This is a genomic window from Acinetobacter sp., assembly GCF_036666595.1.
GTDB lineage: Bacteria > Pseudomonadota > Gammaproteobacteria > Pseudomonadales > Moraxellaceae > Acinetobacter.
The window spans coordinates 1-25946 of the sequence record NZ_JAVWVO010000006.1 but is presented as its reverse complement, the minus strand read 5'-3'; the positions used below and the strand labels follow the sequence as shown (position 1 = coordinate 25946).

Annotated in this window: 23 protein-coding genes; 10 read left to right on the top strand and 13 right to left on the bottom strand. The window is 41.5% G+C overall.

Translation table 11 applies throughout. The features are described 5' to 3' along the window. Window positions 1–60: 60 nt before the first annotated feature. Entirely contained in the window at window positions 61–1449 is a 1389-nt protein-coding gene (locus RR876_RS09335) for an L-cystine transporter (protein ID WP_332477412.1), read from the bottom strand. Between the two features lie 159 nt (window positions 1450–1608). Between RR876_RS09335 and RR876_RS09330 the strand changes: the two genes are divergently transcribed. Further along, window positions 1609–2214 carry a flavin reductase family protein gene (locus tag RR876_RS09330; RefSeq protein WP_332477413.1) on the top strand — a complete coding sequence of 202 codons (606 nt, stop codon included), beginning with the start codon at window positions 1609–1611 and terminating at the stop codon, window positions 2212–2214. A gap of 108 nt (window positions 2215–2322) precedes the next feature. Then, complete coding sequence (locus RR876_RS09325) at window positions 2323–3525, top strand: YbfB/YjiJ family MFS transporter (protein WP_332477414.1); 1203 nt, start codon at window positions 2323–2325, stop codon at window positions 3523–3525. Between the two features lie 223 nt (window positions 3526–3748). Here the strand turns inward: RR876_RS09325 and RR876_RS09320 are convergent, their stop codons facing one another. The 3 genes from RR876_RS09320 to icd all read right to left on the bottom strand — a co-directional run bounded on the left by RR876_RS09320 (window position 3749) and on the right by icd (window position 6362). Next, a complete protein-coding gene (locus RR876_RS09320) occupies window positions 3749–4300 on the bottom strand; it encodes a M23 family metallopeptidase (protein ID WP_332477415.1) in 552 nt (183 codons plus the stop codon). A gap of 349 nt (window positions 4301–4649) precedes the next feature. Further along, a complete protein-coding gene (locus RR876_RS09315; RefSeq protein ID WP_164996884.1) occupies window positions 4650–4823 on the bottom strand; it encodes a hypothetical protein in 174 nt (57 codons plus the stop codon). Window positions 4824–5108: 285 nt separating this feature from the next. Next, window positions 5109–6362, bottom strand: coding sequence for an NADP-dependent isocitrate dehydrogenase (gene icd, locus RR876_RS09310; protein ID WP_332477416.1), 1254 nt, complete (start codon window positions 6360–6362; stop codon window positions 5109–5111). Between the two features lie 197 nt (window positions 6363–6559). Here icd and RR876_RS09305 point away from each other — a divergent pair, with 197 nt between their 5' ends. Further along, the gene (locus RR876_RS09305) at window positions 6560–7348 is read left to right on the top strand and encodes a pseudouridine synthase (RefSeq protein WP_332477417.1); all 789 of its coding nucleotides are present in this window, start codon (window positions 6560–6562) and stop codon (window positions 7346–7348) included. Window positions 7349–7382: 34 nt separating this feature from the next. Here the strand turns inward: RR876_RS09305 and RR876_RS09300 are convergent, their stop codons facing one another. Together RR876_RS09300 and RR876_RS09295 are read right to left on the bottom strand one after the other, a co-directional pair. After that, entirely contained in the window at window positions 7383–8126 is a 744-nt protein-coding gene (locus RR876_RS09300) for a hypothetical protein (RefSeq protein WP_332477418.1), read from the bottom strand. Between the two features lie 172 nt (window positions 8127–8298). Continuing rightward, window positions 8299–10530 carry an NADP-dependent isocitrate dehydrogenase gene (locus tag RR876_RS09295; RefSeq protein WP_332477419.1) on the bottom strand — a complete coding sequence of 744 codons (2232 nt, stop codon included), beginning with the start codon at window positions 10528–10530 and terminating at the stop codon, window positions 8299–8301. Window positions 10531–11043: 513 nt separating this feature from the next. Here RR876_RS09295 and uraH point away from each other — a divergent pair. Beyond that, window positions 11044–11442: a hydroxyisourate hydrolase gene (gene uraH / locus RR876_RS09290; RefSeq protein ID WP_332477420.1), complete on the top strand. Its 399-nt coding sequence runs from the start codon at window positions 11044–11046 to the stop codon at window positions 11440–11442. 84 nt (window positions 11443–11526) lie between these two features. Here uraH and RR876_RS09285 read toward each other — a convergent pair whose 3' ends face one another. Then, on the bottom strand, window positions 11527–13230 hold the full coding sequence (locus RR876_RS09285) for a M61 family peptidase (RefSeq protein WP_332477421.1): 1704 nt from the start codon (window positions 13228–13230) through the stop codon (window positions 11527–11529). Window positions 13231–13409: 179 nt separating this feature from the next. Here RR876_RS09285 and RR876_RS09280 point away from each other — a divergent pair, with 179 nt between their 5' ends. From RR876_RS09280 to slyD, 3 genes are all read left to right on the top strand, one after another. After that, entirely contained in the window at window positions 13410–14720 is a 1311-nt protein-coding gene (locus RR876_RS09280; RefSeq protein WP_332477422.1) for a D-alanyl-D-alanine carboxypeptidase PBP6B, read from the top strand. A 124-nt stretch (window positions 14721–14844) separates the two neighbouring features. Continuing rightward, window positions 14845–16146 carry an NAD(P)/FAD-dependent oxidoreductase gene (locus RR876_RS09275; protein WP_332477423.1) on the top strand — a complete coding sequence of 434 codons (1302 nt, stop codon included), beginning with the start codon at window positions 14845–14847 and terminating at the stop codon, window positions 16144–16146. Window positions 16147–16285: 139 nt separating this feature from the next. Next, window positions 16286–16768 carry a peptidylprolyl isomerase gene (gene slyD, locus RR876_RS09270; protein ID WP_332477424.1) on the top strand — a complete coding sequence of 161 codons (483 nt, stop codon included), beginning with the start codon at window positions 16286–16288 and terminating at the stop codon, window positions 16766–16768. 67 nt (window positions 16769–16835) lie between these two features. Here slyD and RR876_RS09265 read toward each other — a convergent pair whose 3' ends face one another. Next, window positions 16836–17114 (bottom strand): acylphosphatase, encoded by a 279-nt coding sequence (locus RR876_RS09265; RefSeq protein ID WP_332477425.1) that lies wholly within the window; start codon window positions 17112–17114, stop codon window positions 16836–16838. Beyond that, on the bottom strand, window positions 17111–18580 hold the full coding sequence (locus RR876_RS09260; protein WP_332477426.1) for an NAD(P)H-hydrate dehydratase: 1470 nt from the start codon (window positions 18578–18580) through the stop codon (window positions 17111–17113). Before RR876_RS09260 ends, RR876_RS09265 begins: the two co-directional genes overlap by 4 nt. A 22-nt stretch (window positions 18581–18602) precedes the next feature. Here RR876_RS09260 and queG point away from each other — a divergent pair, with 22 nt between their 5' ends. Both queG and bioB read left to right on the top strand, forming a co-directional pair. Next, window positions 18603–19697 carry a tRNA epoxyqueuosine(34) reductase QueG gene (gene queG / locus RR876_RS09255; RefSeq protein ID WP_332477427.1) on the top strand — a complete coding sequence of 365 codons (1095 nt, stop codon included), beginning with the start codon at window positions 18603–18605 and terminating at the stop codon, window positions 19695–19697. Between the two features lie 301 nt (window positions 19698–19998). Next, on the top strand, window positions 19999–20988 hold the full coding sequence (bioB, locus tag RR876_RS09250; protein WP_004981788.1) for a biotin synthase BioB: 990 nt from the start codon (window positions 19999–20001) through the stop codon (window positions 20986–20988). Window positions 20989–21056: 68 nt separating this feature from the next. On the opposite strand, the gene RR876_RS09245 is transcribed toward bioB, so the two are convergent. Further along, on the bottom strand, window positions 21057–21293 hold the full coding sequence (locus tag RR876_RS09245) for a hypothetical protein (RefSeq protein WP_205668114.1): 237 nt from the start codon (window positions 21291–21293) through the stop codon (window positions 21057–21059). A gap of 606 nt (window positions 21294–21899) precedes the next feature. Between RR876_RS09245 and RR876_RS09240 the strand changes: the two genes are divergently transcribed. Continuing rightward, complete coding sequence (locus RR876_RS09240) at window positions 21900–23537, top strand: long-chain-fatty-acid--CoA ligase (RefSeq protein WP_332477428.1); 1638 nt, start codon at window positions 21900–21902, stop codon at window positions 23535–23537. Between the two features lie 64 nt (window positions 23538–23601). Here RR876_RS09240 and RR876_RS09235 read toward each other — a convergent pair whose 3' ends face one another. The 3 genes from RR876_RS09235 to RR876_RS09225 form a co-directional block, all read right to left on the bottom strand. Then, a complete protein-coding gene (locus RR876_RS09235) occupies window positions 23602–24609 on the bottom strand; it encodes an alpha/beta hydrolase-fold protein (protein ID WP_332477429.1) in 1008 nt (335 codons plus the stop codon). Window positions 24610–24799: 190 nt separating this feature from the next. After that, window positions 24800–25261 (bottom strand): DUF2147 domain-containing protein, encoded by a 462-nt coding sequence (locus RR876_RS09230; protein ID WP_332477430.1) that lies wholly within the window; start codon window positions 25259–25261, stop codon window positions 24800–24802. 185 nt (window positions 25262–25446) lie between these two features. Next, on the bottom strand, window positions 25447–25946 hold a 500-nt coding region (locus tag RR876_RS09225; protein ID WP_332637072.1), incomplete at its 5' end, for a citrate/2-methylcitrate synthase.

The following is a 25946-nucleotide window of genomic DNA, read 5'->3' as shown; positions in this document are numbered from 1 at the left end:
AAAGAAGCCTAATCATGAAGATAGGCTTCTTTTCAGTTCATAAGCTATATATTTCTCAGCTTAGACTTCTTTTAAGTCCACATTGTCTTGCTCAAAAATACGCTTATCCGTTTGACCTAAGACTTGGCTGGTCACGACACCTGCGGTCATAGAACCATTCACATTCAAAGCCGTACGACCCATATCAATTAAAGGCTCAATTGAAATAAGCAGTGCAACCAAAGTCACAGGCAAACCCAGCATCGGCAGGACAATCAGTGCTGCAAATGTTGCTCCACCACCTACACCTGCCACCCCAATCGAGCTCAAGGTTACGACACAAACCAAAGTCAAAATCCACAGTGGATCGAGCGGATTAATGCCAACTGTCGGTGCAACCATAACAGCTAGCATCGCAGGATACAGCCCCGCACAGCCGTTTTGCCCAATGGTCGTACCAAATGATGCTGAAAAGCTGGCAATCGACTCAGGCACGCCCAGACGTCGTGTTTGCGCTTCAATATTTAAAGGAATACTCGCAGCACTTGAACGGCTGGTAAATGCAAAGGTCAGCACAGGCCAAACCTTTTTAAAAAACTGAATTGGGTTCATACCTGTGAGCGCCAAAATCACGGCGTGCACGATAAACATAATCGCTAAGCCGATATAAGACGCAACCAAGAAGCCACCTAAGTTTAAGATGTCCGCCATTTTAGAATTGGCCACAATATTGGTCATGAGTGCAAACACACCATAAGGCGTGAGCATCATAATTAGACGCACCAACTTCATGACCCACGCTTGCAAGATGTCAATTGCAGACAACAGCTTTTGTCCTTTATCAGCATCCGCTTTCATGAGGTTCAAACCTGCAATGCCTAAAAACACTGCAAAAATGACTACACTGATAATGGAGGTTGGATGTGCCCCTGTCAGCTCGGCAAAAGGATTGCTCGGAATAAATGACAGAAATAAATCAGGTACTTGCAAGTCAGCCACTTGCCCGACATAGTCAGTTTGAATCGTATTTAAACGTTCAGTTTCTTGTGTGCCTTGTACCAAACCTGCCGCGGTTAAGCCGAACAGATTGGTCACCACCACACCGACAAATGCAGCAATCGCGGTGGTAAATAACAAAGTTCCAATACTGATAAAACTAATTTTACCTAATGAACCTGCATCGTGTAGCTTAATAACAGCGCCTAAAATGGAAACAAACACCAAAGGCATCACCACCATTTGTAGTAGTTTGACATAGCCTTTACCGACCAAATTAAACCACTGTACCGACTCTTGCAGTATAGGCGAATGCGTACCATAAAACCCATGTAAAGCGAGACCAAAAACAATACCAAGACAGAGACCTGCCAGTACTTTCTTCGCTAAACTCCAATCGGTTTTACGGGTTTGGCCCAGTAAAAAAAGCAATGCAATAAAAATGATGACATTGACGATTAAGGGGATATTCATATTGTTTCCCTAAATGATGCTGTCATAATTATAAATCAAAATTTAAACGGGCTTACTGTTTTGCGCCATATTCCACTCTGAATGTACAAATTTAGACTGAATTGGCAGTTTTAGAATGTGGTATAAAGCATTTAAACGGCTGTTAAAGTGTTCTTTTACATGAATCAATCTCTGCTTAATCCTCACATTCTGCCCGTCCCTTTAGAAAAAGCATATCGGCTACTCAACCACGGCCCAACCGTGCTGGTTTCCAGTCAAGATAATGAAAGCACCGATGTCATGGCCGCGGCTTGGGCATGCGCCCTAGAGTTTAGCCCAGCCAAAGTGACGGTTGTACTGGATAAATCGACAAAAACCCGCAGTATTATTGAAAAATCAGGTTTATTTGCTCTACAAATACCTACACTTAAACAGCTGAAAATGGTCTACGCACTGGGCATGATCAGTCAATATGATGCACCTGAAAAGTTACATCAGTGTGGAGTCGAACTTTTTCAGTTTGGTCACAGCCCAATTCCAGTGGTTGAAGGCTGTAGTGCATGGATTCTGTGTGAACTTATTCCTGAACCACATAATCAACAGCAACATGACTTGTTTATTGGCAAAGTCATTGCCGCTTATGCAGATGATCGTGTTTTTAGAGATGGCCATTGGTACTACCATGAAGCCGCAGATGAATGGAAAAGTATCCATCATGTTGCAGGCGGGCATTTTTATACCATTGGTGATGCCGTGGATATCAATCAACTCAAAGATACTGATTAAATTGACTTCGCCTTTACTCCGCTCGACTAAAGGCGGACATCACCCGATTGTTTTATTGTAAATTTCATCTTATAGTTCAAGTGTATTTTTTAAACAAACAGTCAAATTATGATGAACAGGACGTTCTCAAGCACCGTACAACTGAGTCTCTTTCTCTGCCTGAGTATGTGCTTGGGAATTGGCATCTTACGTTTTTCTTATACCGCTCTACTGCCATCCACTCGCGAAGCCTATGAATGGTCAAACAATTTCGCCAGCCTACTCGGTAGCGCCAATCTGCTGGGTTATCTGATCGGAGCATTTTGGGCGATGAAGTTGCCACAGAATGCAAAAATGCCGATCTATATCATTTTTGCTGCGCTCTTTGGTTCAATCAGCCTGTTTGCCTGTGCATTTGCGCATTTTAACGAAGTTTGGTATTTGTTGTGGCGCATCATTTCAGGTATCGGCGGTGGTTTGCTGATGATTCTATCGCCCAGTATTGTGGCGCAGTGCAGTGAGTTACAGCACCGTTTTAAAATTAATCTCATTGGATTTAGCGGAATAGGAATTGGTGTATTGGCAGCCACGCTGTTTATGCCGTATTTAGACCGTATTGCAATCAGTAGTGCATGGTTCATTCTCTGTGGCTTTGCATTTGTCATTACATGGTTATTATGGATACTGGTTCGTCCTTTCCAAAAGCAACTGCACAGTATCCCTACAAACCAACCCCAGACTCATACAGTGAATAAAATTTACTATAGCTTACTCATTGTTTATGCCTGCAGTGCCTTTGCGTATATTCCCCATTCTTTGTTTTGGATTGATTATTTAAGCCATGTTTTAACGCTGAATTTATATTGGATCAATTTTAACTGGATTTTATATGGCTTAGGCAGCGCTTTGGGTGCAGCGACAGCTTATGCTTTAGCGCGTAAATTTGGCAACTTTCTAGCTTTAAAGATTTTATACAGTGTCTATATTGCGGCAGTTTTTATTGCGGTTCTGAGTTTTTCGCCTGTATTTACCCTCCTGTCTTCATTTCTCACAGGCCTACTGAACCCTGCGGTAGTCTTTCTCACTTCCTACACCATTTTGCAACTTTATGGCTTGGCCTATAAAAAATTGTGGAGTATGGCAACACTCAGCTTTGCAACGGTCCAGCTGGTTGGTGGCTTAAGTTTTAGTACATTGCAGCATTTGGGTTGGTCATATCACTTTCAGTTTATGCTTGCTGCGGGAGTCCTCGGTTTAGGAACATTGCAACTATTTTACTTTACCCGTACGACATCCACCTCCAATCCAACAACTAAAAAAGAGGCCTTTTAATCCTTCACATAAAAGGAAATCGAAAAAGATGAACGCAACCTACTTGCGTTAGTAGGTTCCGTTATAGAGAGTCATCCTTTTTAAATACGTAGTGATATTTTTACTCGCATCTAAATATTACAAATGAACGATGTAAGAAGAAGAAAAGAACCCACTTGAGGTACCTTCTATGACCAATACAATGAACACATTCAAACTTTTACAACTGTAGATCAAAGCTTAGTTATTTCAATGCATTTAAAGTTAAATACGGATAAGGATTCACAGCTCCTTTCCCAGTCCTATAAATTCCATAGTGCAAATGTGGTGGTGTATTCTTGGCATTGCCCGTGTTCCCGACATAGCCCAATACCTCTCCCACTTCAACCCAATCACCCGTTTGAATATCAGGCGCATAAGCATCTAAATGTGCATAGTAGTGACGGCTTAAGTTTGGTCCCATTACCCATACCACTTGTCCACCTAAACTATTGAGGCCGACATCCAAGACAATGCCTGATGTAGCACTTAAGACAGGTGTACCACGTTTAGCGAAGATATCAATACCTTGATGTTTTCGTCCCTGACCACGTGCTGCCCCCCAAGTGTCTTGTATATGCTTATGGCTTACACCTTGTACAGGCACATTTAAATTTTTTGCTAAAGGTGTCTTATATAACTGCCAATATAAATATGGATAACTCAAACCCGCTGCTTCACCCGAAGCGGGTGGTTGACATCCACTCATCAGCAGACTTGTACTTAAAATAGCTCCACTCAGAACTAAACGAGACATGATTCAACTACTCAGCTAATTTTTAGATATTAAAATAAGATAAAGTTACCTTTTCATACTAAATGCTTCATATATTGAAAGATATCTTATAAATGTAACGACAAAGCCCTCATATAAAATGAGGGCTTTGCTTCAAATAAATCACATAAATTACTTACGTTTCTTCAATTCTTTCTCTAAGGCTTTCAGCTTAGACCGATGCTTAGAAATCTTTTTTAAACGTGCTTTGATCTTCTGTTTTAATGTTTTCACAACATTATTCGACATAGGGTCCTCCTTTGGTTCAACTCCATTTGATCGATACTTCCCTGAAATACCTTTGGCATTCGTTCATGAAATAGCAATACGTCTAGCGCTGTTGCTGATCTGGGTTCGGCTGTTTTTGATTCGGTTGTTTTTGCGGATTTTGCTGTTCTTGTGGCTGGTTCGGCTGTTGCTGTTGTTGCTGCTGATCTTGCTGCTCTTGTGGTTGATTCGGCTGCTGTTGACGTTGCTGCTGATTATTTTGTTGTTGATTAGCCATGAGACTACTCCTTTTTCATCATTTGCCGTAGTTGACAAGTCCCACCTTACAGTAATAGGGAGAAAACCCAAGCCATAAGCTGTATCAAGGTAATTCAACGTAATTACATATATAAATTATGGTTAAGAATCAACTCCTCCTTATTCTTCAGCATTACCTATACTCACTGAAAGCACGAATCCTTTAACCTAGTTTTACATTGAAAACATATTTCCAGACCTATTTTCAACATAACAAAAGAAACCCGCAGCATGTGCGGGTTTCTATCATCTTTTAACTTAAGGCTTATTCCATATTCGCAATAATAGCCTCACCAAACTCCGAACAACGCAATAAGGTCGCATTCGGCATTAATCGCTCAAAATCATAAGTGACTGTTTTCGCCTCAATTGCCCCTGAAATCCCCTTAATGATCAGATCTGCCGCCTCTATCCAGCCCATATCCCGTAACATCATTTCAGCAGAAAGAATAATGGAGCCTGGGTTGACTTTATCTTGACCGGCATATTTTGGCGCTGTTCCGTGCGTGGCTTCATACACAGAAATCGCCCCACCAATATTCGCACCCGGCGCAATACCAATCCCTCCGACTTCAGCAGCCAGTGCATCAGAAATATAGTCACCATTCAGGTTTAAAGTCGCAATCACTGAATAGTCCGCAGGACGCATTAAAATTTGCTGCAAGAATGCATCGGCAATCACATCTTTAATGATGATGTCTTTACCATTTTTTGGGTTTTTAATTCTTACCCATGGCCCACCATCAATGAGCTCACCACCGAAACGGTCCATCGCAAGTTCATAGCCCCACTCTTTAAACGCTCCTTCGGTATATTTCATGATGTTGCCTTTGTGAACCAAGGTCACACTCGGCTTATCATTATCAATCGCAAATTGAATGGCTTTACGCACAAGCCGCTGCGTTCCCTCTTTCGATACAGGCTTTATCCCAATACCACAGTTTTCTTCAAAGCGGATTTTAGTCACGCCCATTTCTTCTTTGAGAAACTTAATCACTTTCTTCGCTTCAGGAGAGTCGGCTTTCCACTCGATTCCAGCATAAATATCTTCTGAGTTTTCACGGAAAATAACCATATCGGTCAGTTCAGGGTGCTGAACAGGTGATGGTACCCCTTCAAACCAACGTACAGGGCGTACACAGACGTACAAATCTAATTCTTGGCGTAACGCCACGTTCAAAGAACGAATGCCCCCACCGACAGGTGTGGTTAAAGGGCCTTTAATTGAAACCACGAACTCGCGTAACGCATCAAAAGTTTCTTCTGGCATATAAGAGCCATAAATTTTATTGGCTTTTTCACCGCAGTAGACTTCCATCCACTCAATCGAGCGTTTACCACCATATGCTTTTTGTACTGCTGCATCCACGACAGTTTTCATGGCTGGTGTAATGTCGACACCAATACCATCGCCTTCAATAAAAGGAATAATCGGTTGATTTGGAACATTTAAGGATAAATCTGCGTTTACAGTAATTTTACTACCATCCGCAGGAACGATGATCTTCTGATAACCCATTTTGCAGGCGCTCCCTTTTATTATAATTGGCAAATTTAAAAAATAATTGCCGATAGACAATACTTTCCACTCTTCTTATCGCATAATAGCTTAATCGAATTCCGCTGTTTTTGAGATTTATACGAGAAATAACTACATTTCTCTATTAAATAAATCTTGATATTTCTTATTTTATGTAATTACAGAAGTTATTGACTATGAAAATCGTCATCCTGAATAAGCCCTATGACGTCCTCTCCCAGTTCCGTAAAGATGAAGCACATATGACGATGTCTGACTTTGTCAGCGACTCAACTTTACGCTTGGCTGGTCGTTTGGATATGGACTCTGAAGGCTTGGTATTTTTAACCGACCATGGTGGTTTGAACCAATACATCACCAACCCTGCCAATAAAAAATTTAAAACATATTTGGTTCAAGTTGAAGGTGATGTCACTGAAGAAGCCCTTGAGCAGTTGCGTAAAGGTGTGGAACTTAAAGATGGTATAACTTTACCTGCTGAAGCATCTAAAGTTGAACAACCTGAGTGGTTATGGGAGCGTGATCCTCCTGTACGTTTCCGTGCGTCTGTGCCGACTTCTTGGGTCGAAATTTCAATTTGTGAAGGCCGTAACCGTCAAGTACGTCGTATGACTGCTGCTGTAGGTTTTCCTACTTTACGTTTAATTCGCACCCGAATTGGTGCAATTGATTTGGTTCAAATGGGTTTACAACCGGGCGAAACCAAAGAAATCGAGCCACTTTTATACCCTGACTTTCAAAACATTCCTGCTGAAGAACCTTATCGTTCACGCTCTTATGTGAAAAAACCAGGTGGTACCGGTGGTAAACCTATGGTTCGGAAGAACAAAGATGGTTCTGTGAAAAAGTCAGGTACAAAGCGTATTTGGCAAATGGATGATAGTGAGAAACCAAAGCGTAAAACCAATGGTACTACACGCCCCAATGCAAAAGCGCCACGTGGTCGCGGACGTAATGGTCGTTAAAATTTGATTGATTTAGAGCCCACGAAAGTGGGCTTTATTTTTCCAGAAAAAATTCTGCACCAAACTGTAATTCATTACGTTTATAAATTAACAATTTAAGTTCTTTACATAAAACCTTTCCATTCTTACAAGTAAAAGTTATATCAAACTCAACGAATAATTCCTGTTCACGATTTAATACATCAATCTGTAAATCCGTTAAGTCAAATTCTAAACTTTGCTTTTTCCCTATTGCTACATGGTCAACTTTTAATATTATATATTTCTTGCCATTTTCTTTTATTTTCAAATCAAAAACTTCTTCGCCGAAATTTATTAAATTTAAAATAACCTTAACAAATACATTTTCATTAGAATTTAATAAATGATTATTTTCAAAGTTTTTTTCAAATTGTCTGCCTAATACATTAAATACCTCAGCATCAGAAATAATAAAGCGTGGTTCTAGTAAGTTCTGTTGCTCTTCATATTGCGTCTTTTGAATATTAACAAGTTCTGTTTGCTGTTTAACATTCTCCCTCATCTCATCAATCTGAAGTTGTAACGCTTTTTCTTGTTGTTCTAAAGCTCTCGTATTCTGATCTAACTGCTTACCTTGCTGAACATACCCTAGAATTAACCAGAAGAATGCAACAGGTGCAAAAATACCAGCAAGAAAATCACCTAAAGCATTTAATTCGATTGGCAAAATATAGCCATTACTTTTAGTAAAGCCATAAATTCCCATGAACCAAATAGCTGTCACTAACACCCCGAAAATTAAACTCTTTTTATTCATCTCTTAATTAAATCACTCAAATATTATTAAATTATAGTTATAACAAACATCTGATATTAAAAAATATCATCTGATTTTTTAAAAATAAAGCATAAAGCACTATTAAAAAAAGCCGATGCATATGCATCGGCTTTTTTCACTTCATCGGTAAATTTACCGATTTAGTTTTGACTTAGATCGCTTCAAGTGTCGCGTTTAAAGTTTCGCTTGGACGCATTACAGCATTTACTTTAGCTGTATCTACAGCATAGTAACCACCGATGTCAGCAGCTTGACCTTGAACTTGAGCAAGTTCAGCAATGATCTTGTCTTCGTTTTCAGCAAGTGCTTTCGCAAGTGGAGCAAACTTCGCTTTCAACTCAGCATCTTCATCTTGTGCAGTAAGCGCTTCAGCCCAGAACTTCGCTAAGTAGAAGTGGCTGCCACGGTTATCTAACTCGCCAGTACGACGTGATGGAGACTTGTCGTTATCAAGTAATTTACCAGTCGCTTGGTCTAAAGTCTTCGCAAGAAGTTTCGCCTGAGCGTTATCTTCTTTAATGCCTAGCTCTTCTAAAGAAACCGCTAACGCCAAGAACTCACCTAAAGAATCCCAACGTAAGTGGTTTTCTTCTACAAGCTGCTGTACGTGTTTAGGTGCTGAACCACCCGCACCAGTTTCGTACATACCACCGCCCGCCATTAACGGAACGATAGACAACATTTTCGCTGAAGTACCCAATTCCATAATTGGGAACAAGTCAGTCAGGTAGTCACGTAGGATGTTACCCGTTACAGAAATCGTATCTAGGCCACGCGCTACACGTTCAAGTGTATAACGCATTGCACGTACTTGAGACATGATCTGAATGTCTAAACCAGCAGTGTCGTGGTCTTTCAAGTATTTTTGTACTTTCTTGATCACTTCATTTTCGTGCGGACGGTATGGATCTAACCAGAAGATTGCTGGCATACCCGAGTTACGAGCACGGTTTACTGCAAGTTTTACCCAATCTTGAATCGGTGCATCTTTCACCTGACACATACGCCAGATGTCGCCTTCCTCAACATTTTGAGTCATCAACACTTCGCCAGTTTCTAGGTCAGTGATGTTTGCAACACCCGCTTCAGACATTTCGAAAGTTTTGTCGTGCGAACCATATTCTTCAGCTTTTTGTGCCATCAAACCAACGTTAGGCACAGTACCCATCGTACGTGGGTCAAAGTTACCATTCCACTTACAGAAATTGATCATTTCTTGGTAGATACGCGCAAAAGTTGACTCAGGCATTACTGCTTTACAGTCATAAGGTTTGCCGTCAGCGCCCCACATTTTACCGCCACCACGAATCATTGCAGGCATTGAAGCATCTACAATTACGTCGTTTGGTGAATGGAAGTTTGTGATGCCTTTCGCCGAATCAACCATTGCAAGTGCAGGACGGTGTTCTTGGCAAGCGTGTAAGTCTTCAATGATTTCTTCACGTAAAGAGGTCGGTAAAGTTGCGATCTTCTCGTAAAGACCAGCCATACCATTGTTTACGTTAATGCCTAGCTCATCGAACAATTTACCGTGTTTTTCAAAAGCATCTTTGTAGTAAATTTTCACACAGTGACCGAAAACGATCGGGTGCGAAACTTTCATCATGGTTGCTTTCACGTGTAAAGAGAACAAAATTCCCGCTTCTTTACAATCATCAAGTTCTTTTTCATAGAAATCGCAAAGCGCTTTCTTGCTCATGAACATTGAGTCGATGATTTCGCCGTCTTGAAGTGCAACTTTTGACTTCAGAACAATCGTTTCACCAGACTTGGTGATGAGTTCCATTTTCACATTACGTGCACGGTCTAAAGTCATCGACTTTTCACCGTGGTAGAAGTCACCTTCATCCATGTGAGAAACGTGAGTTTGAGACCATTGCTTCCACTCGCTCATAGAGTGCGGGTGTTTTTTCGCATAGTTTTTCACTGCAGCTGGTGCACGACGGTCAGAGTTACCTTCACGCAATACAGGGTTTACAGCTGAACCAAGACATTTGCCATAGCGTGCTTTAAGCGCTTTTTCGTCTTCAGTAATTGGGTTTTCAGGATAGTCAGGAATCGCGTAGCCTTTTGATTGAAGCTCTTTGATACATGCTGTTAACTGAGCAACAGAGGCACTAATATTCGGGAGTTTGATGATATTAGTATCTGGATCTTGGGTAAGACGACCTAGTTCTGCAAGATTGTCTGGGACTTTTTGCTCTTCTTTTAGGTATTCAGAGAATTCTGCGAGAACACGTGCGGCAACAGAGATATCAGTTTTAACGATCTCTACACCAGCAGGTTTAGTAAAGGTCTCAATGATCGGCAGTAGCGAATAAGTCGCTAGCAATGGCGCCTCGTCGGTCAGTGTGTAAATGATGGTTGACTTTCCACCAGCCATATATAGCCCCTTGCATTAGATTGAGTTTTTTAGGGTGATGAGCTTCTGGCTCAACCCCTGCGAACCGATGTGCTTGAATAAAACCCTGAAAGTATCGTCCCTCAGGGCTTTCCAGTCAACGTAATATCCAGTGATAACGACATTTCGCCAGAAAATACCACTACAGCCTTCGTTTTTCAAATTCACGTCTTTCAACAAGGCTTTAGCTTTTGCTTAGCAAATAAACAAATTTTTTAACGAAATGTGTTATTTACCTCATTTAAACCACAACATCAGATACTTTTCACATAATACAGTCTTCAAATCGTTTTACAGTCTTGTAGTCCTACATGCATCAGAATGACTTTTCTCACCGCTAAATTTAAATTGGCAGAGCCATTCATCATGCCGAAGCTTAAATATTGATACATAAACCCTCTACGCGTACTCCTCAATTTTTACATTTTTAAACCTATGATTTTTATATGGTTGGTTAAACTGAATCTTTTTCCTGCAACGGTAAGGGTCAATTCAATGCTAAAAATGCTGCTTCCGCTCATTGGACTTGGTTTTTCTTCTTGGTGTTTTGCTCAAAATCCATTGAGCGTCCATGTGCTGAATTTGGAAAATGGTCTCCCTTCTGCCAATGTCAAAGTGACACTTGAAGCCCAACAAAATGATAAATGGACAGAAATCAGCTCAAGCACGACTGATGACCACGGTCGAATCAACGATTTATATCCCAAAGATACGACCTTACAAAAAGGTGTGTACAAAGTTACCTTTAAAACGGGTGATTGGTTTCGCCAAAAAAATCAGCGCTCGTTCTTTCCAGAAGTGCCCGTGGTATTTGTCATTGATGGCTCATTGGATCATTACCATATTCCGCTGTTAATTAGCCCATACGGCTATTCCACTTACCGTGGTAGTTAATGCTCGCAAATAAGCACATATAAAAAAACCGATGCCTAGGCATCGGTTTCTATCTCAACAGAATCAAATAAAGTGGCTTAGGGATTAAGCCTTGAACCACTTATCTGCTTTCGCTTGGTCTTCAACTTTCAATTCAACTTCCGTCAACTCTGAACCAGCAGCTTTTACGACAAAGCTCATCAACTCATCACGGCGGAATGCCAAAATGCTATACGAGCCTTCTTGCTTGGCATACTTTTCTACCAGTTTCACCGTTGCTTTGAGACCATCAATCGCAATGATCACATCATGGGCAGAAAGGCCAGCTTGAGCAGCAGCACCATCACGACGTGCGCTTTGCACCAAGACGCCTTCTGGCTTATCTACAAGCTTTAAACCTAACGGCAATGACTTATCATTTTTCAGGCTATAACTTAAACCAAACTCAGGGAAAAGTTGATCCAGCGGCAACTCATCTGTGGTGTTAATTAAGTGATTGATTTGCTCAATCCAATTATCACCTGTCAGCTCATTACACAACTCAACAATTGTACGCTCATGTACTTGTATGCCCTTTTGCGCGTTCTCATAAAGTTTATGCATAAGCGCGTCTAGGCTTGAACCACGTAAGCGCAAACCTAAGTCTAAACATAGGGCAACCAAACAACCTTTGTTGTAATAGCTAGTGCCTGCATTGTTCGAGTTTTCATCCTGACGGTAAAATTTCACCCATGCATCGAAGCTAGACTCAGACACAGACTGAACAAAACGACCCGGATTTTGCAAATAGCGATCAATCTGAGTTTTGAGTAGTTTGATATATGAGGCTTGGGAAATCACACCACTACGTAGCAAAATCAGGTCATCATAATAAGACGTGAAACCTTCAAAAATCCAAAGCAAAGAGGTATAGCCTTCTTTATTTAGATCATAATTGACAAAGTTTTCAGGACGAATGAATTTAACCAACCATGAGTGGAAGTATTCATGACTACATAAACCCAAGAAACGTTGATAGTCTTCAGACGGCTCTTCAGGCTCATTGGCTTTTGGTAAGTCTTCACGTGGACTAATCAAGCTAGTTGAATTTGGATGCTCCAAACCACCATAGCTATTTGCTGTCGCCATCGTCATAAAGATGTAGTTTGAAAATGGCGCTGAGCCAAACATTGAAATTTCTGTTGCGCAGATTTTTTCAATGTCTTGCTGCATACGTGCAGCATTCATGGCATGTTTACCTGACACCACAAACTCATGTGGAATACCATTGGCTTCAAAACTAAAACGCGTCTGTTCTGCCAACTCCAATGGTGCATCAATTAGCTCGGCATAGTTTTTGGCTTTTAAAGTAAAACGACCTTTAACGAGGCTTTTTGAAGCCATACCAGTGGCCAATTGGAAGTGTTTTAGCTTATCTGGAAGGAACAATTCAACTTCAACTGCTTTGTCCTCTTGACCCTCCAAACCTAAGCAAGCGCATGCTGGATTTACATATAAACGGGTTTGATCTACATACGCACCGCGCACCGACAGATCATAGGCATAGACATCATACTCAACCGTAATCAGTTCATGATCAGTATTAAAAAGACGCCATTTATTCTTTTCAAATTTTTGGATTTCTAACAAACGCCCTTCTTCATCATATGCACGAACCGATTCAATATGCTTTGAAAACTCGCGAATGAGGTAACTACCCGGAATCCAAGTTGGTAATGAAAGTACCTGTGTTGGGTCTGCTACAAAACGTAAAGTCACGTGTATAAGGTGCTGACGATAATCGTCAAATTCGATCTGATAATGCAACATAATGGGCGATACAAAATAAAATGAAATGAGTTATAACTTAGCTTAGCATTATTTACGTCAGTTTTGCGTCACAGTCACATTTGTCTGCATTTTTGACTGGTCATTGAGGTAAAAAAGGCATAGCATTTGCAGCTGTTTTAGGTTTAAAAGTCACGGAATGGCTTGGTTAGGGAATTTCATTGAAAGCTGTCATCTACTTCATCGCTACACTCTTCGCCTTATGTTCAAGTTTCACTCAAGCGGCATTGCTCAACATTGTTCCTGAAACAGTTGAAGCTCAAGCTTGGACAGTTTTTGACAGCCAATCGGGGCAAGTCATTGCAGAGCATAATAGTCATGTTCAACGTGCACCCGCTTCGCTCACCAAAATGATGGTGGCGTATATTGCACTCAAAGAAATCAATGCAGGAAAGCTCAATAAGAGCGAAATTCTTACCGCAACACCTGTGGTCAGTACTGTGATGTGGGATGAGTCCCAAATGTACTTAAAACAAGGTGAACAGATTTCTGTGGATCAGCTTCTAGCCGGTTTAGTGGTGATGTCTGCCAACGACGCAGCCGTGACTTTAGCGGAACGCATCTCAGGTGATATTCCAAACTTTGTTGCACGAATGAACCAAGAAGCCAAAGCGCTGGGAATGACTGAAACGCATTTTCAAAACCCTGCGGGTATCACCATGCCAGAGCACTATTCAACCGCACATGATTTAGCGCTACTAGGCCAAGCCTTGGTGAATGAAACGCCAGACTATTTATACTATTCAAAACAGCAAAGTTTTAGCTACAACCAACGCTTTCACCGTGCAACCAATGTTCTGTTAAAACAAGACCCGACAGTAGATGGCTTAAAAACAGGTTATACCAAAGCAGCGGGATACAATTTAGCCCTGACAGCAAACCGCCCGACCATGAATCCAGACAATCCAAACCGTCGTTTGGTGGTCATCGTTTTAGGTACAGAAAGTGCAGCAAAGCGTGCTGAAGTTGCACATAACCTTATGAATTTGTCTTATACCTATACTCGTAACGAAGTTGCACTAAAAGATAAGCAAATTATCGCTGAACTACCTGTCGTCAAATCGACATTGAAAATGTTTAAAGTGAAAAGTAAGCAACCGAAAATTGTGACTACATCACTGTACGATCAACCATATGCCATTGACTTACATGCCTTTGACCAGACCAACCAACGCATTATGCTCAATACAGGCAATGGCACCATTCAACGCATTGATCCATTAGAGTCCACAAAAACGCATTTCAATATTGAAGTGTTGCAAAACAAGCTGACCGCTCCGCTGGCTGAAGTGATGCAACTGGCGAAAGTGCAGGTCTATCAAAACAATCAGCTCATTCAAACATTCACCATTGAAGAAGATGTACAAATTGAAGAAGCCAATATTTTCCAGCGTCTAATGTTTTGGTTCAAAAGCTTGTTTCCATTTTTATCAAGCGATGAACCTAAAGTAAAAACCTATACACTCGGTTAAGTTCGAGCAGTATCCCGAGTTTTATACTTTATGTAACTTGTAAGACAATCTAATTATCAATAAATCAAGAAGATGGCATATTCAATGTCATCTTCTTTTTTTAATAATAAATAGGTTGCTTCATATGGCTGTACAAACAGAACAAGTGCCACACCATATTGTTATTATTGGCGGTGGTGCTGGTGGTCTAGAGTTAGCAACGCAACTCGGTGACAGCTTCGCAAAATCCAAATGGGTTAAAATCACCCTCGTCGATCAAAACCTCACCCACATCTGGAAACCCTTACTCCACGAAATTGCGGCAGGTACACTCAATCCAAGTGTTGAAGAAATCAATTATTTTGCACATGCTTCTAAACATCATTATGAGTTTGTTTTGGGTCGTTTTGTCGGCTTAGATCAAGAACATAAACAAGTAAAACTTGAAGCACGCCAATATGCCAAACAAAGCACTGAAACCACGCAGTTTGAACTCAACTACGATACCTTAGTCCTTGCAGTCGGCTCGACCTCTAACGACTTTGCGACCGAAGGCGCTAAACATTACTGCCACTTCCTCGACAGTCGCCAGCAAGCTGAAATTTTCCAACAAGACCTTCTACATTTATATTTGGATGCACAAAACCGTCCCGAAACACGCGCACTCAATATTGCGATTATTGGTGCAGGTGCCACAGGAGTTGAGCTTGCAGCCGAATTGGTCCATGCGAAAAGTACCTTTTTTAAATACGGTCTCAATAAAATTGATCCAAATAAAGTCAAAGTGACCTTGATTGAGGCAGCGAACCGTATTCTTCCCGCCCTATCCACAAAAATGGCAAATCACACCCATACCCAATTGGAAAAGCTTGGCGTTGAAGTCCTCACCCATCACCGTGTTGCAAAGTTAGATAAAGACCATGTCTATTTTGCTGACGGCTCACAAATCGATGCCGATCTTAAAGTTTGGGCAGCGGGCATCAAAGCGCCTGTCGTTTTAAATGCGCTTGAAGGCTTTGAAAAAGATGCGATTGGCCGCCTTAAAGTTTATGCGACTTTGCAAACCCGTTCCGACCCCAACATTTTTGCCTTTGGCGATTGTGCTCACTGCCAGCCCGCGGCCGATGAACCAGTCCTTGGCCCACGCGCTCAAGTGGCCAGTCAACAAGCTGCCTTTTTGGTACGTGCGCTCAAAGCACGCATTCGTGGTCAGTCTTTGCCGATGTTTAAATTTTCTGACAAAGGCTCTTTGGTTTCCCTCAGTCAATACAAAGCTGTTGGCGAGCTACTGGGCCAAGTTAATGTGCAAGGCGTGCTGGCAAAAACCATGTATGTTTCTTTATATCGAATCCATCAGGCCACCTTACATGGCTATACCCAAGCTGGGCTGATGACCGCAAAAGACCTGATGAATAAAAAAGTCGGTCCGAAAATAAAATTGCATTGAAATCTAAAAATGCGTCCCCACTAATAAAAAAACGCCATAAGAACGTGGAAAATGCAGTTTTTTTGCTAAATTTAGTCTACAAAAGCTGCTTTTCACTTTATGATATACCCCTTAAATTCTAAATGAATGGACGAAAAACATGACTGCTATCGCAAATGATCACGTGGTTTCTTTCAACTACAAATTGACTAACGCTGAAGGCGAAACGCTAGACCAATCACAAGGTGAACCACTTGCATATTTGCACGGCGCAGGTAACATCATCCCAGGTTTAGAAAATGCATTGGTAGGCAAAACTGTAGGTGAAAAATTCACTGTTACCGTTCCTGCTGCTGAAGGTTATGGCGAATACAACCCTGAACTCGTTCAAGAAGTTCCAGCTCAGATGTTCCAAGGCGTAGACAACATCCAAGCGGGTATGCAGTTCCAAGCTCAAACTGATGATGGCGTTCAAATCGTAACTGTAAAAGCAGTTGAAGGCGAAAACGTAATTGTTGATGCGAACTTCCCACTTGCTGGTCAAGACTTAACTTTCGAAGTTGAAATCGTAGAAATCCGCGATGCAACTGAAGAAGAATTACAGCACGGCCATGCGCACGGTGCTGGTGGTCACCACCACTAAGATTTAACAATCTTAAAAAAAGGGCGAAAGTTTAACTTCCGCCCTTTTTTTATTTTTAAATACTTGGTCATTCGCGACGTATTTGAAAATCTGTAAATATTTGCTGTTCTGAAGCAAGTTCTACGATGACCACATCAGTAACTGCTGCATCACTTGGCCCAACTTTAGCACGATTCACCAGTTCGGCAACCGCACCATCATCACCCAAAAGTAATGCTTCAACTGCACCTGAATCCAGATTCATTACATAACCCTTTAAACCTAAAGCAACAGCATATTGTGCAAACCAGCGTCGATATCCAACACCCTGTACTTTTCCCAATATGGTTAGTTTTACTGCTGTCATACTGAATGTTCTCGGTTCACGACCGTATAAATTGCCTGACTCATTTGCTGCGCTTGTAAACCACGTTCACCTTGCTGAGCCAAAAGGTCGCCTGCTTGAGCATGTAAGGTCACAATTTGGTGTAACGCAATGTCATCCTGCAACTGCGCTTTTAAACTGGCAATCATGCCTGCCAATACATCACCCATTCCACCTGTCCCCATCCCTGGATTACCTGCGGTACAAATCCAAAGTTGCGTATCTAAAATCAAGCTTCCCGAACCTTTCAGCACCCATTGTCCTGCATATTTTTCTTGTAAGGCATAAATAGCTGCAATACGGTCAGACTCCACCGCTGAAGTACTCATACCGAGTAAAGTCGCGGCCTCCCCAGGATGCGGTGTTGCATAGACCTGTTCACCTATTTTTACAGGCTTTTCAGCCAAAAACCATAAGGCATCCGCATCCAACACCACCTGTAAAGCACTGGTCTGAATGAGTGGAAACCATGCATCAAACTGCTGCTGAGCCCACGAGTCTCTTCCCAACCCCATACCAAAACTGACTGCATCCACATGTGCCACCAACGCTTCACGCTCTTGGAGCGACATTTGGTTAATATCACGCAGCATAATATTGGGTGCACGAGCTAAAATTGCAGTATGGTGTTTTACATCACATACCACGGTCACCTTGCCAGCACCGGCATGAAAGGCGGCTTCTGCGGCTAACATCACCGCACCCCCCATCTGCGCATGTCCCCCAATCACCAGTACATGCCCGTAACTTCCTTTATGTCCAAAGGCTTGACGCGGTACAAGCTGCACATGCTGTGGAGCAAGTGAAGCTAAAGGTTTTAAAGCACTGTCTACAGGAAGTAGCGAAATAAGCTCAACGACTCCTGCATAAGCTTTACCCTCCCCAGTAAATAAACCAGCCTTCAAGCCCAGAGCCGTAAAGGTATAATCGGCGACAACTGCACAAGGTAAAGCTTGCCCAGTGTTGGCCTGCAAACCACTCGGAATATCAACCGCAATTTTTAAACCTATTTGACTATTGATCTGCTGAATCACTGCCTGCCAGTCTGAACTGAGTTCACGGTTTAATCCTATGCCAAACAAAGCATCAATATAAGCATCATAAGGGCATTGAAAATCAAAACCGGTATGAATCATTATCCCCTGTTGCACAGCTGCTGCATGTGCTTGTTGTAGGGATACAGACTCTCCCAAAGCAGCTGCATAAATTTCAACGTCATAACCTTGCGCGGCTAGATACGATGCAATCAAGTAACCGTCACCTGCATTGTTGCCTTGACCACAACACACCGCAACGCTTTTGACTTGCTGCTGTTTAAGCCTAGGCAGCATATGTTCAGTTGTTGCCCATGCGACTTGTTGCATCAACCCATAAGCACCATTTTGCTGCGCGAACCAACGCCCTTCCCATGCTTGAATCTCACTGCTGTGGTACACTTGCTGATGCATGATTTTTCCTTTGTTCTTGGTTATGACAACATCCACATCTTCCTCAAAAATCCCTGTAGATCAATATGATCCAGAGCAGCTTAAGGCTTGGATTAAAGCTGAAGCACTGGCTTTAGGATTTTCTGATTGTGTCATCGCCAAACCAAATGCTCAAGTTGAATTGCCGCGTTTTAAAAAATATTTAGAACTTGGTTATCATGGTGACATGCATTTTCTTGCTGAAAACTTAGAAAAACGCGCAGATCCAACCTTGCTTGTTCCGGGCACCAAAAGCATTATTTGTGTGCGTATGGATTATTTGGTTGCCGTTCCTGAACCACGTCTTGTGCCTTTTGCACCAAATAGCGCCATCATTGCGCGTTATGCACGCGGACGTGACTATCACAAAGTTATGCGTGGGCGTTTAAAGACCCTTTCTCAGAAAATCAAAGCCAAAGTTGGCGATTTTGAATCTCGCCCCTTTGCAGACTCCGCACCCATTTTTGAGAAATCATTGGCTGAAAATGCAGGGATGGGCTGGGTCGGTAAACACACCTTACTCATCCATAAAACATCAGGCTCATTTTTTGTCTTAGGCGAACTCTTTACCTCTTTAGAGCTACCTTTTGACCAAGCCACCACCAAACACTGCGGTTCATGTAGCGCGTGTATTGATATTTGCCCGACTCAAGCGATTGTTGAGCCTTATTTATTAGATGCGCGTAAATGCATTGCCTATTTAACCATTGAGTTTCAGGGCATTATTCCAGAAGAACTACGCCGCGGTATTGGTAACCGTGTGTTTGGTTGCGATGACTGTCAGCTCATTTGCCCGTGGAATAGCTTTGCCAAAACCACACCGATTGATGATTTTAACCCACGTCATGGCTTGGATGACATTCAACTGCTTGATCTTTGGCAATGGGATGAAAACACCTTTATGGCAAATACCGAAGGGAGTCCCCTGCGTCGTACTGGCTATCAAAGTTTTATGCGAAATGTCGCGATTGGTTTGGGTAACGCGCCATTTTCAGATGAAATATTGCAGCAATTACAAGCTTCTCGCCCAGAGCTTAACGATATTGTGCAAGTCCATATTGACTGGGCCATCCAAGAACAACGGATAAAAAAGCAGTAAAACTTGCTTCGAACGGACTCAATCTAGAAAGGTTCAATCAAATAGCCAGTTGCTTGCATAATTTTATTTATTTTATCTATTTAGCTGCATTTTCAATGTAAACCAACATCCAAATAAATAGAATTTTGTGGCTAAATTTCATGAAAAGTGTTCAACTTTGCAACTATTTTTACAATCTCATAAAAAGATAAAATTAAAAACATAATCGGGAGATACTATTAAAACTGAGCAATAATGCCTTTTAAGTTGGCACGTTAAATGTATGATGTATACAAGTTAGAATTAAAAATGGATCGCCATTATGAACCTACGCAATGATTGGACGCGTGAAGAAATCGAAGCTTTGTATGATCAGCCTTTTCTTGATCTCGTCTTTCAAGCGCAGACCGTACATCGCCAACATTTCCAAGCCAACACCATTCAAGTCAGTACTTTATTGTCGATTAAAACAGGAAAATGTCCTGAAGACTGTAAGTACTGCTCTCAGTCAGCACGTTATGACTCAAAACTTGAAGCCGAAAAGCGAATTGCTGTAGACAAAGTGATTTCAGAAGCTAAAGAAGCTTTAGCCTCAGGCTCATCCCGTTTTTGTATGGGCGCGGCTTGGCGTAACCCACATGAACGTGACATGCCTTATGTACTAGAAATGGTTAAAGAGGTGAAAGCACTTGGTTTAGAGACTTGCATGACTTTAGGGATGCTGAATGAGTCTCAAGCTGGGCGTTTAAAAGATGCAGGTTTAGATTATTACAACCATAACCTCGACACCTCACGTGAGTATTATTCACATATTATTAGCACACGTACCTTTGACGATCGTTTAAATACTTTAGAATATGTCCGTCAAGCAGGCATGAAAGTGTGTAGTGGTGGTATTGTTGGTCTGGGTGAAAAGAAAGAAGACCGTATTGGTTTATTGCAAGAGCTTGCAACGATGCCAATTCACCCAGAATCTGTGCCAATCAACATGTTGGTTCCAATTGAAGGCACGCCACTGGCAGATGTTGAAAAACTCGATGTGACGGAATGGATTCGTACCATTGCTGTTGCGCGCATTATCATGCCACACAGCTATATCCGCCTATCTGCTGGTCGTGAAGCACTTTCTGACTCAGACCAAGCACTTGCATTTATGGCGGGTGCAAACTCATTGTTCTCGGGTGAGAAACTATTGACCACACCAAATGCAGGCGAAGGTAAAGATCGTCAACTGTTCACCAAATTAGGTTTAGTGGCAGAAAAGCCAAAACCAACAGTGGCAGACCTTAGCTTAGATGCCATGGCAAGCTAATACCTAAGAGCTGCTAAGCACAAAAAAGCCCCTTATTTCAATATGGGGCTTTTTTAATGTCTATCTATTTAACCTTCAGGCGACTGAGCAAAATTATGCGCAGTAATTAAAATGCCGTAACTGGCATTCAGATAATCGCCTTGGAAGATCTCATCTTCACCATTTGCATGGCGTACGGTTAAGGTTTGGCGAATCGCGTCATAGTGAAAAGAATCAAAACACTCTTGATGCTGACACAGCCAGCTTAAGGTATCACTCAAATTATCATCAACAATATAAGTCTGTGCTTGAAAATTTTTGGTCATCATCCGAATACGCTAAACACTGTGATGCGGCTATTGTAAGCGGTTCCGAGTCAATTCAGTCAAACCAAGCCATAAAAAATGATAGACATTAAAAAAGTGAGCTTTCGCTCACTTTTCCTTAAGATGATTAGTCGGTTTTAGAATCACCGCACTTTCGGCATTCCATATGCTCCCCAATTTCAGTCATTTGTTCATATTCATAAACGTGGATGCAAAATAGTTTTTTAAACAACTGAAGCATTTTTAACTCCTGTAAGTGATTTTTAAAAATTTGCTTCTTAAAATAGGTATATCTTCCTGACATACCCACAACTCATATCTCATGAGCTATACACAGTTTTAAACATACTTTTTATAAATTTCAAGTGCCTTTTGTCGAATAACAGCATAAAGTGATAAATGGTCATTTACTTTTTTAAATGATGCTTTTCATTTACTTGTGGTTCTGCTTCACATCGCTTTTAAAAATACGGCTGAGATTGAAAGAATGCTTGATTTAAATTTGGATCAAGCTAGGATAAAAATACAATTATTAATGCTCAAAACAGATGTTTCGAGTAACCAATAAAGAGTTTGATAAAAAAGCAACGATAAGGATATTTATACATGCTTGGACGTATGATGTTTCAACCGCTATTGATTAGCAATCTTATTGATCACGCAGAACGCTACCATGCGGATACAGCCATTATTTCTAAAAATACAGACGGCAGTATCACTGAAACCAACTGGGCCAAAGTCGCAGCCAACTCTAAGCGATTTGCCAATGTACTCAAAGGCTTAGGGCTTTCGCAAAGTGACCGTGTAGCGACCATCGCATGGAACAATCATCGTCACCTAGAATCTTGGTATGCGATCTCTGGCAGTGGTTATATTTGCCACACTATCAACCCACGTTTATTTCCAGAACAACTGATTTTTATTATCAATGATGCCCAAGACCGCGTGGTGTTATTTGATAAAACCTTTGCGCCACTTATTGCTGCGGTAAAAGCACATTTACCCCATGTAGAGCACTTTATCTGTTTAGATGCCGCAGATGACGCTATTACAGAAAAAATTGCCGATGTGAAATTTTATGATGACTTGGTCAGGAAAGAGTCTGAACAGTTCACATGGCCAAGCTTTGATGAGCAAACCGCAAGCTCTTTGTGTTACACCTCAGGCACAACTGGAAATCCAAAAGGTGTGCTATATAGCCACCGCTCTACCATTTTGCATAGTTTTGCTATCAGCCTACCCGATTCTCTTAATTTATCTGCAAATGATATCATGTTGCCTGTAGTACCCATGTTCCATGTCAATGCTTGGGGTACGCCTTATGCAGCAGCTATGGTCGGCTGTACAGTTGTTCTGCCAGGGCCGGGTTTAGATGGACCAAGTTTAGTGAACATGATTGACACGTATAAAGTCACTGTGGCTTTGGGTGTACCAACCATTTGGCAAGGTTTACTGGCAGCAGCCAAACAAACAGGCAGTCAGCTGGCAAGTATGAACCGTAACGTTGTCGGGGGTTCAGCCTGCCCACCATCCATGTTAGCGGCCTTTAAAAATGACTATAACTGCGACACCATTCACGCATGGGGCATGACCGAAACCAGTCCACTCGGCTCTGCCAACCAGCTTAAAGCCAAACATCAACAGCTCTCTGAACAAGAACGTTTCCAGCTGCGCCTATCTCAAGGCCGTCCGCCTTTTGGCGTGGATTTACGTCTTACCGATGAAGAAAAAGGCAACCATGAAATTGCCCGCGATGGTGAGCAGATTGGAAATCTACAAATTAAAGGCCACTGGATTATTGACAGTTACTTTGGTAAAGATGAATCCGCACTCACGACCGATGGCTGGTTTGACACAGGTGATATTGCAACCTTAGATGAAGACGGCTTCTTATGCATCAGTGACCGCTCTAAAGATTTAATTAAGTCTGGCGGCGAATGGATTTCATCGGTTGAACTTGAAAACCTTGCGATGGGACATTCAGACATTCTTATGGCAGCCGTTATTGCAGCCGAACATCCAAAATGGGATGAGCGTCCTATTGTCATCGCTGTGAAGAAACCCGATAGCACGGTCACTGAACAAAGTATTTTAGACTACTATACCGACAAAATTGCGAAATGGCAGATCCCTGACCGTGTGATTTTTGTCGACAGTATTCCACTGAGCGGTACGGGTAAAATGCTAAAACGTGAACTCCGCGCCCAATATGGCCAAGTACTACTAGAACAAAATCCTGTTTAACGTTGTTGAACATAAAAGCCTGATCATATGGTCAGGCTTTTATGTTCAGATAGTTTAAATACCATCAATATAATTTATTTGAAAGCAAATCCAATAAGGACACTTTAAATACCTCACCATGCTTTAGATTTGGATAGATTAAAAATTCAGCCTTGACACCTTGCTGATCGAATATAGACAAAATTTCTCTATTTTTATTAATACCATTTGCATCAAAATTAGCGCTTTGCTGTGCTCCAGTATGTGTTAAAAGATCACCTTCCATCAGCAATACATGTTTTTGTGGCTCTTTGGTTAATTTTACTGCTCTAATTTTTTGCATCATACGCTCATCGGCCCAAGAAAGTGATGGACTTGCAGCAAAGAAATGGCTGAAATAACGCCCATCTAGCAAGCTATCAAGCACAAAAAGCCCTCCATAGGAATGCCCCCACAACGCTCTTCTTTGCGCATCCAGTTTTACATTTTGCTCAACCCAAGGAGCAATATCCTTCAAAATCACATTTCTAAAATCAGCACTTCCCCCGCTCATCCACTCTGGATTTCTTGGGTCTTGGGTAGATTTTCCCGTTAATAAATCTGCTGGAGTATAGTCAAGTGAACGAAAAGCTGTGGCAAATGGCAAATTGGTTTTATAACCAATGGCAACCAATACAGGGGCATCATTTTCATACAAAGACTTAAGTATTTCTTCATTTAGATGGGACATCGCAGCGTTTCCATCCAGCATAAAGACCGATGCATACGCGTTCTGCGTCTTCTGTACTGTCTTTGGAATACCTAACCAAACGCTATAAGTTTTATTTGGATCTGTAGTTTCAAATTCTTTGACTTTAAAACTGTAATACGCCGAGCCGATTTCAGCAATATTGGCAGGTAAAGGTTTCATTTCAGGTTTCGCATAAATACTTAAACTGGCACCCAAAATCAATAACGAGCCAAAAATTCGCCAAAGCACAGTAGTAAAAATCTTTCTATAAAGATGAGTCATTTTTCGTATATACAGCCATGAGATACCAAAGCTTAACACACAATAATAATTATCATTATCAATTAAGTAAATGTTAATCATCTCTCTGTCATGACGTACATCTCATCGATTGAATAGACTAACATTTACTTTGACTATGCACTCCGAAAGATGATTTTCCCTTTTTATACGGATTCAACAAGTCTAGCAAATACCCTTCCAGCTTTTTTATCCATAAAAAAAGCCACCGCACTATGAAAGTGCAATGGCCTTATCGACACAATCAAAAGACTTAAAGCTTTTTCCATGTCATGTTGCTCAAACCTTTCGCATCTTTTGCTGAGGCTTGTACCTTCATCAGATCTTTACCTGCATTTAACTGCGCAGTATTGATGTTATACACACGGCCATCTTGAGGATTCAGCCATTGGCCTTTTGCGAATTTTTGACCTGTTGCATCACCCATTAAGCCATTCAGCACTTGCATACCAAAAATCGGTTTATCCTTAAGCCCACCCTGACACTTACTACATACATCACTCACAGGCGCTCCAGCCAAAGGATAGTACTTGGTCACCACTGCGCTATATTGTGATGTTTTAGAATTCTTACGAATCACAATATCTGAAATATAATACCCAGTCCGATCATCAATCACTTTCCATGTTCCAATAAGTGGATCAAATGGCATGGCGAAAGCAGAATGAGACACCCCCAAAAACAGTGCTGATGCACACAAAAACTTATGTTTCATAAAGTAAATTACAATAAAAATGAAGAAATAAACGGTCGCGATTATAGCAATTCTATTCTTTTAATTATCTATTATTTCATTAAAATTAAATATTTATATGAATTAACCCGTGAGAAAAATCAACAAAAAAATTGCATATAAAAAGCCTCCGAAGAGGCTTTTTTATAATGTATCAGAGCTTCATATTAAGCCGCTGAACGTTCTTCAATCGGCACCACTTTACGCAGTTCAGGCCCCGTATAGTCCGCACTTGGGCGAATAATACGGTTGTCTGCACGTTGTTCCATTACATGTGCCGCCCAACCTGTGACACGGCTCATCACGAAGATTGGTGTGAATAATTTGGTCGCAATGTCCATGAAGTGATAAGCCGATGCATGGAAGAAGTCTGCGTTACAGAATAGTTTCTTCTCACGCCACATCACTTCTTCACAACGTACTGAAACTGGATAAAGAACCGTGTCACCGACATCTTTGGCTAAGCGCTCAGACCAAATTTTAATGATGCCATTACGTGGATCATTGTCTTTGTAGATTGCATGTCCAAAGCCCATGATCTTTTCTTTACGTTCCAATTTACCCAGCATTTCTCGCTCAGCTTCGTCGGCTGACGTCCAGTTTTCAATCATTTCCATCGCTGCTTCGTTTGCTCCACCATGTAATGGACCACGCAGTGAACCAATTG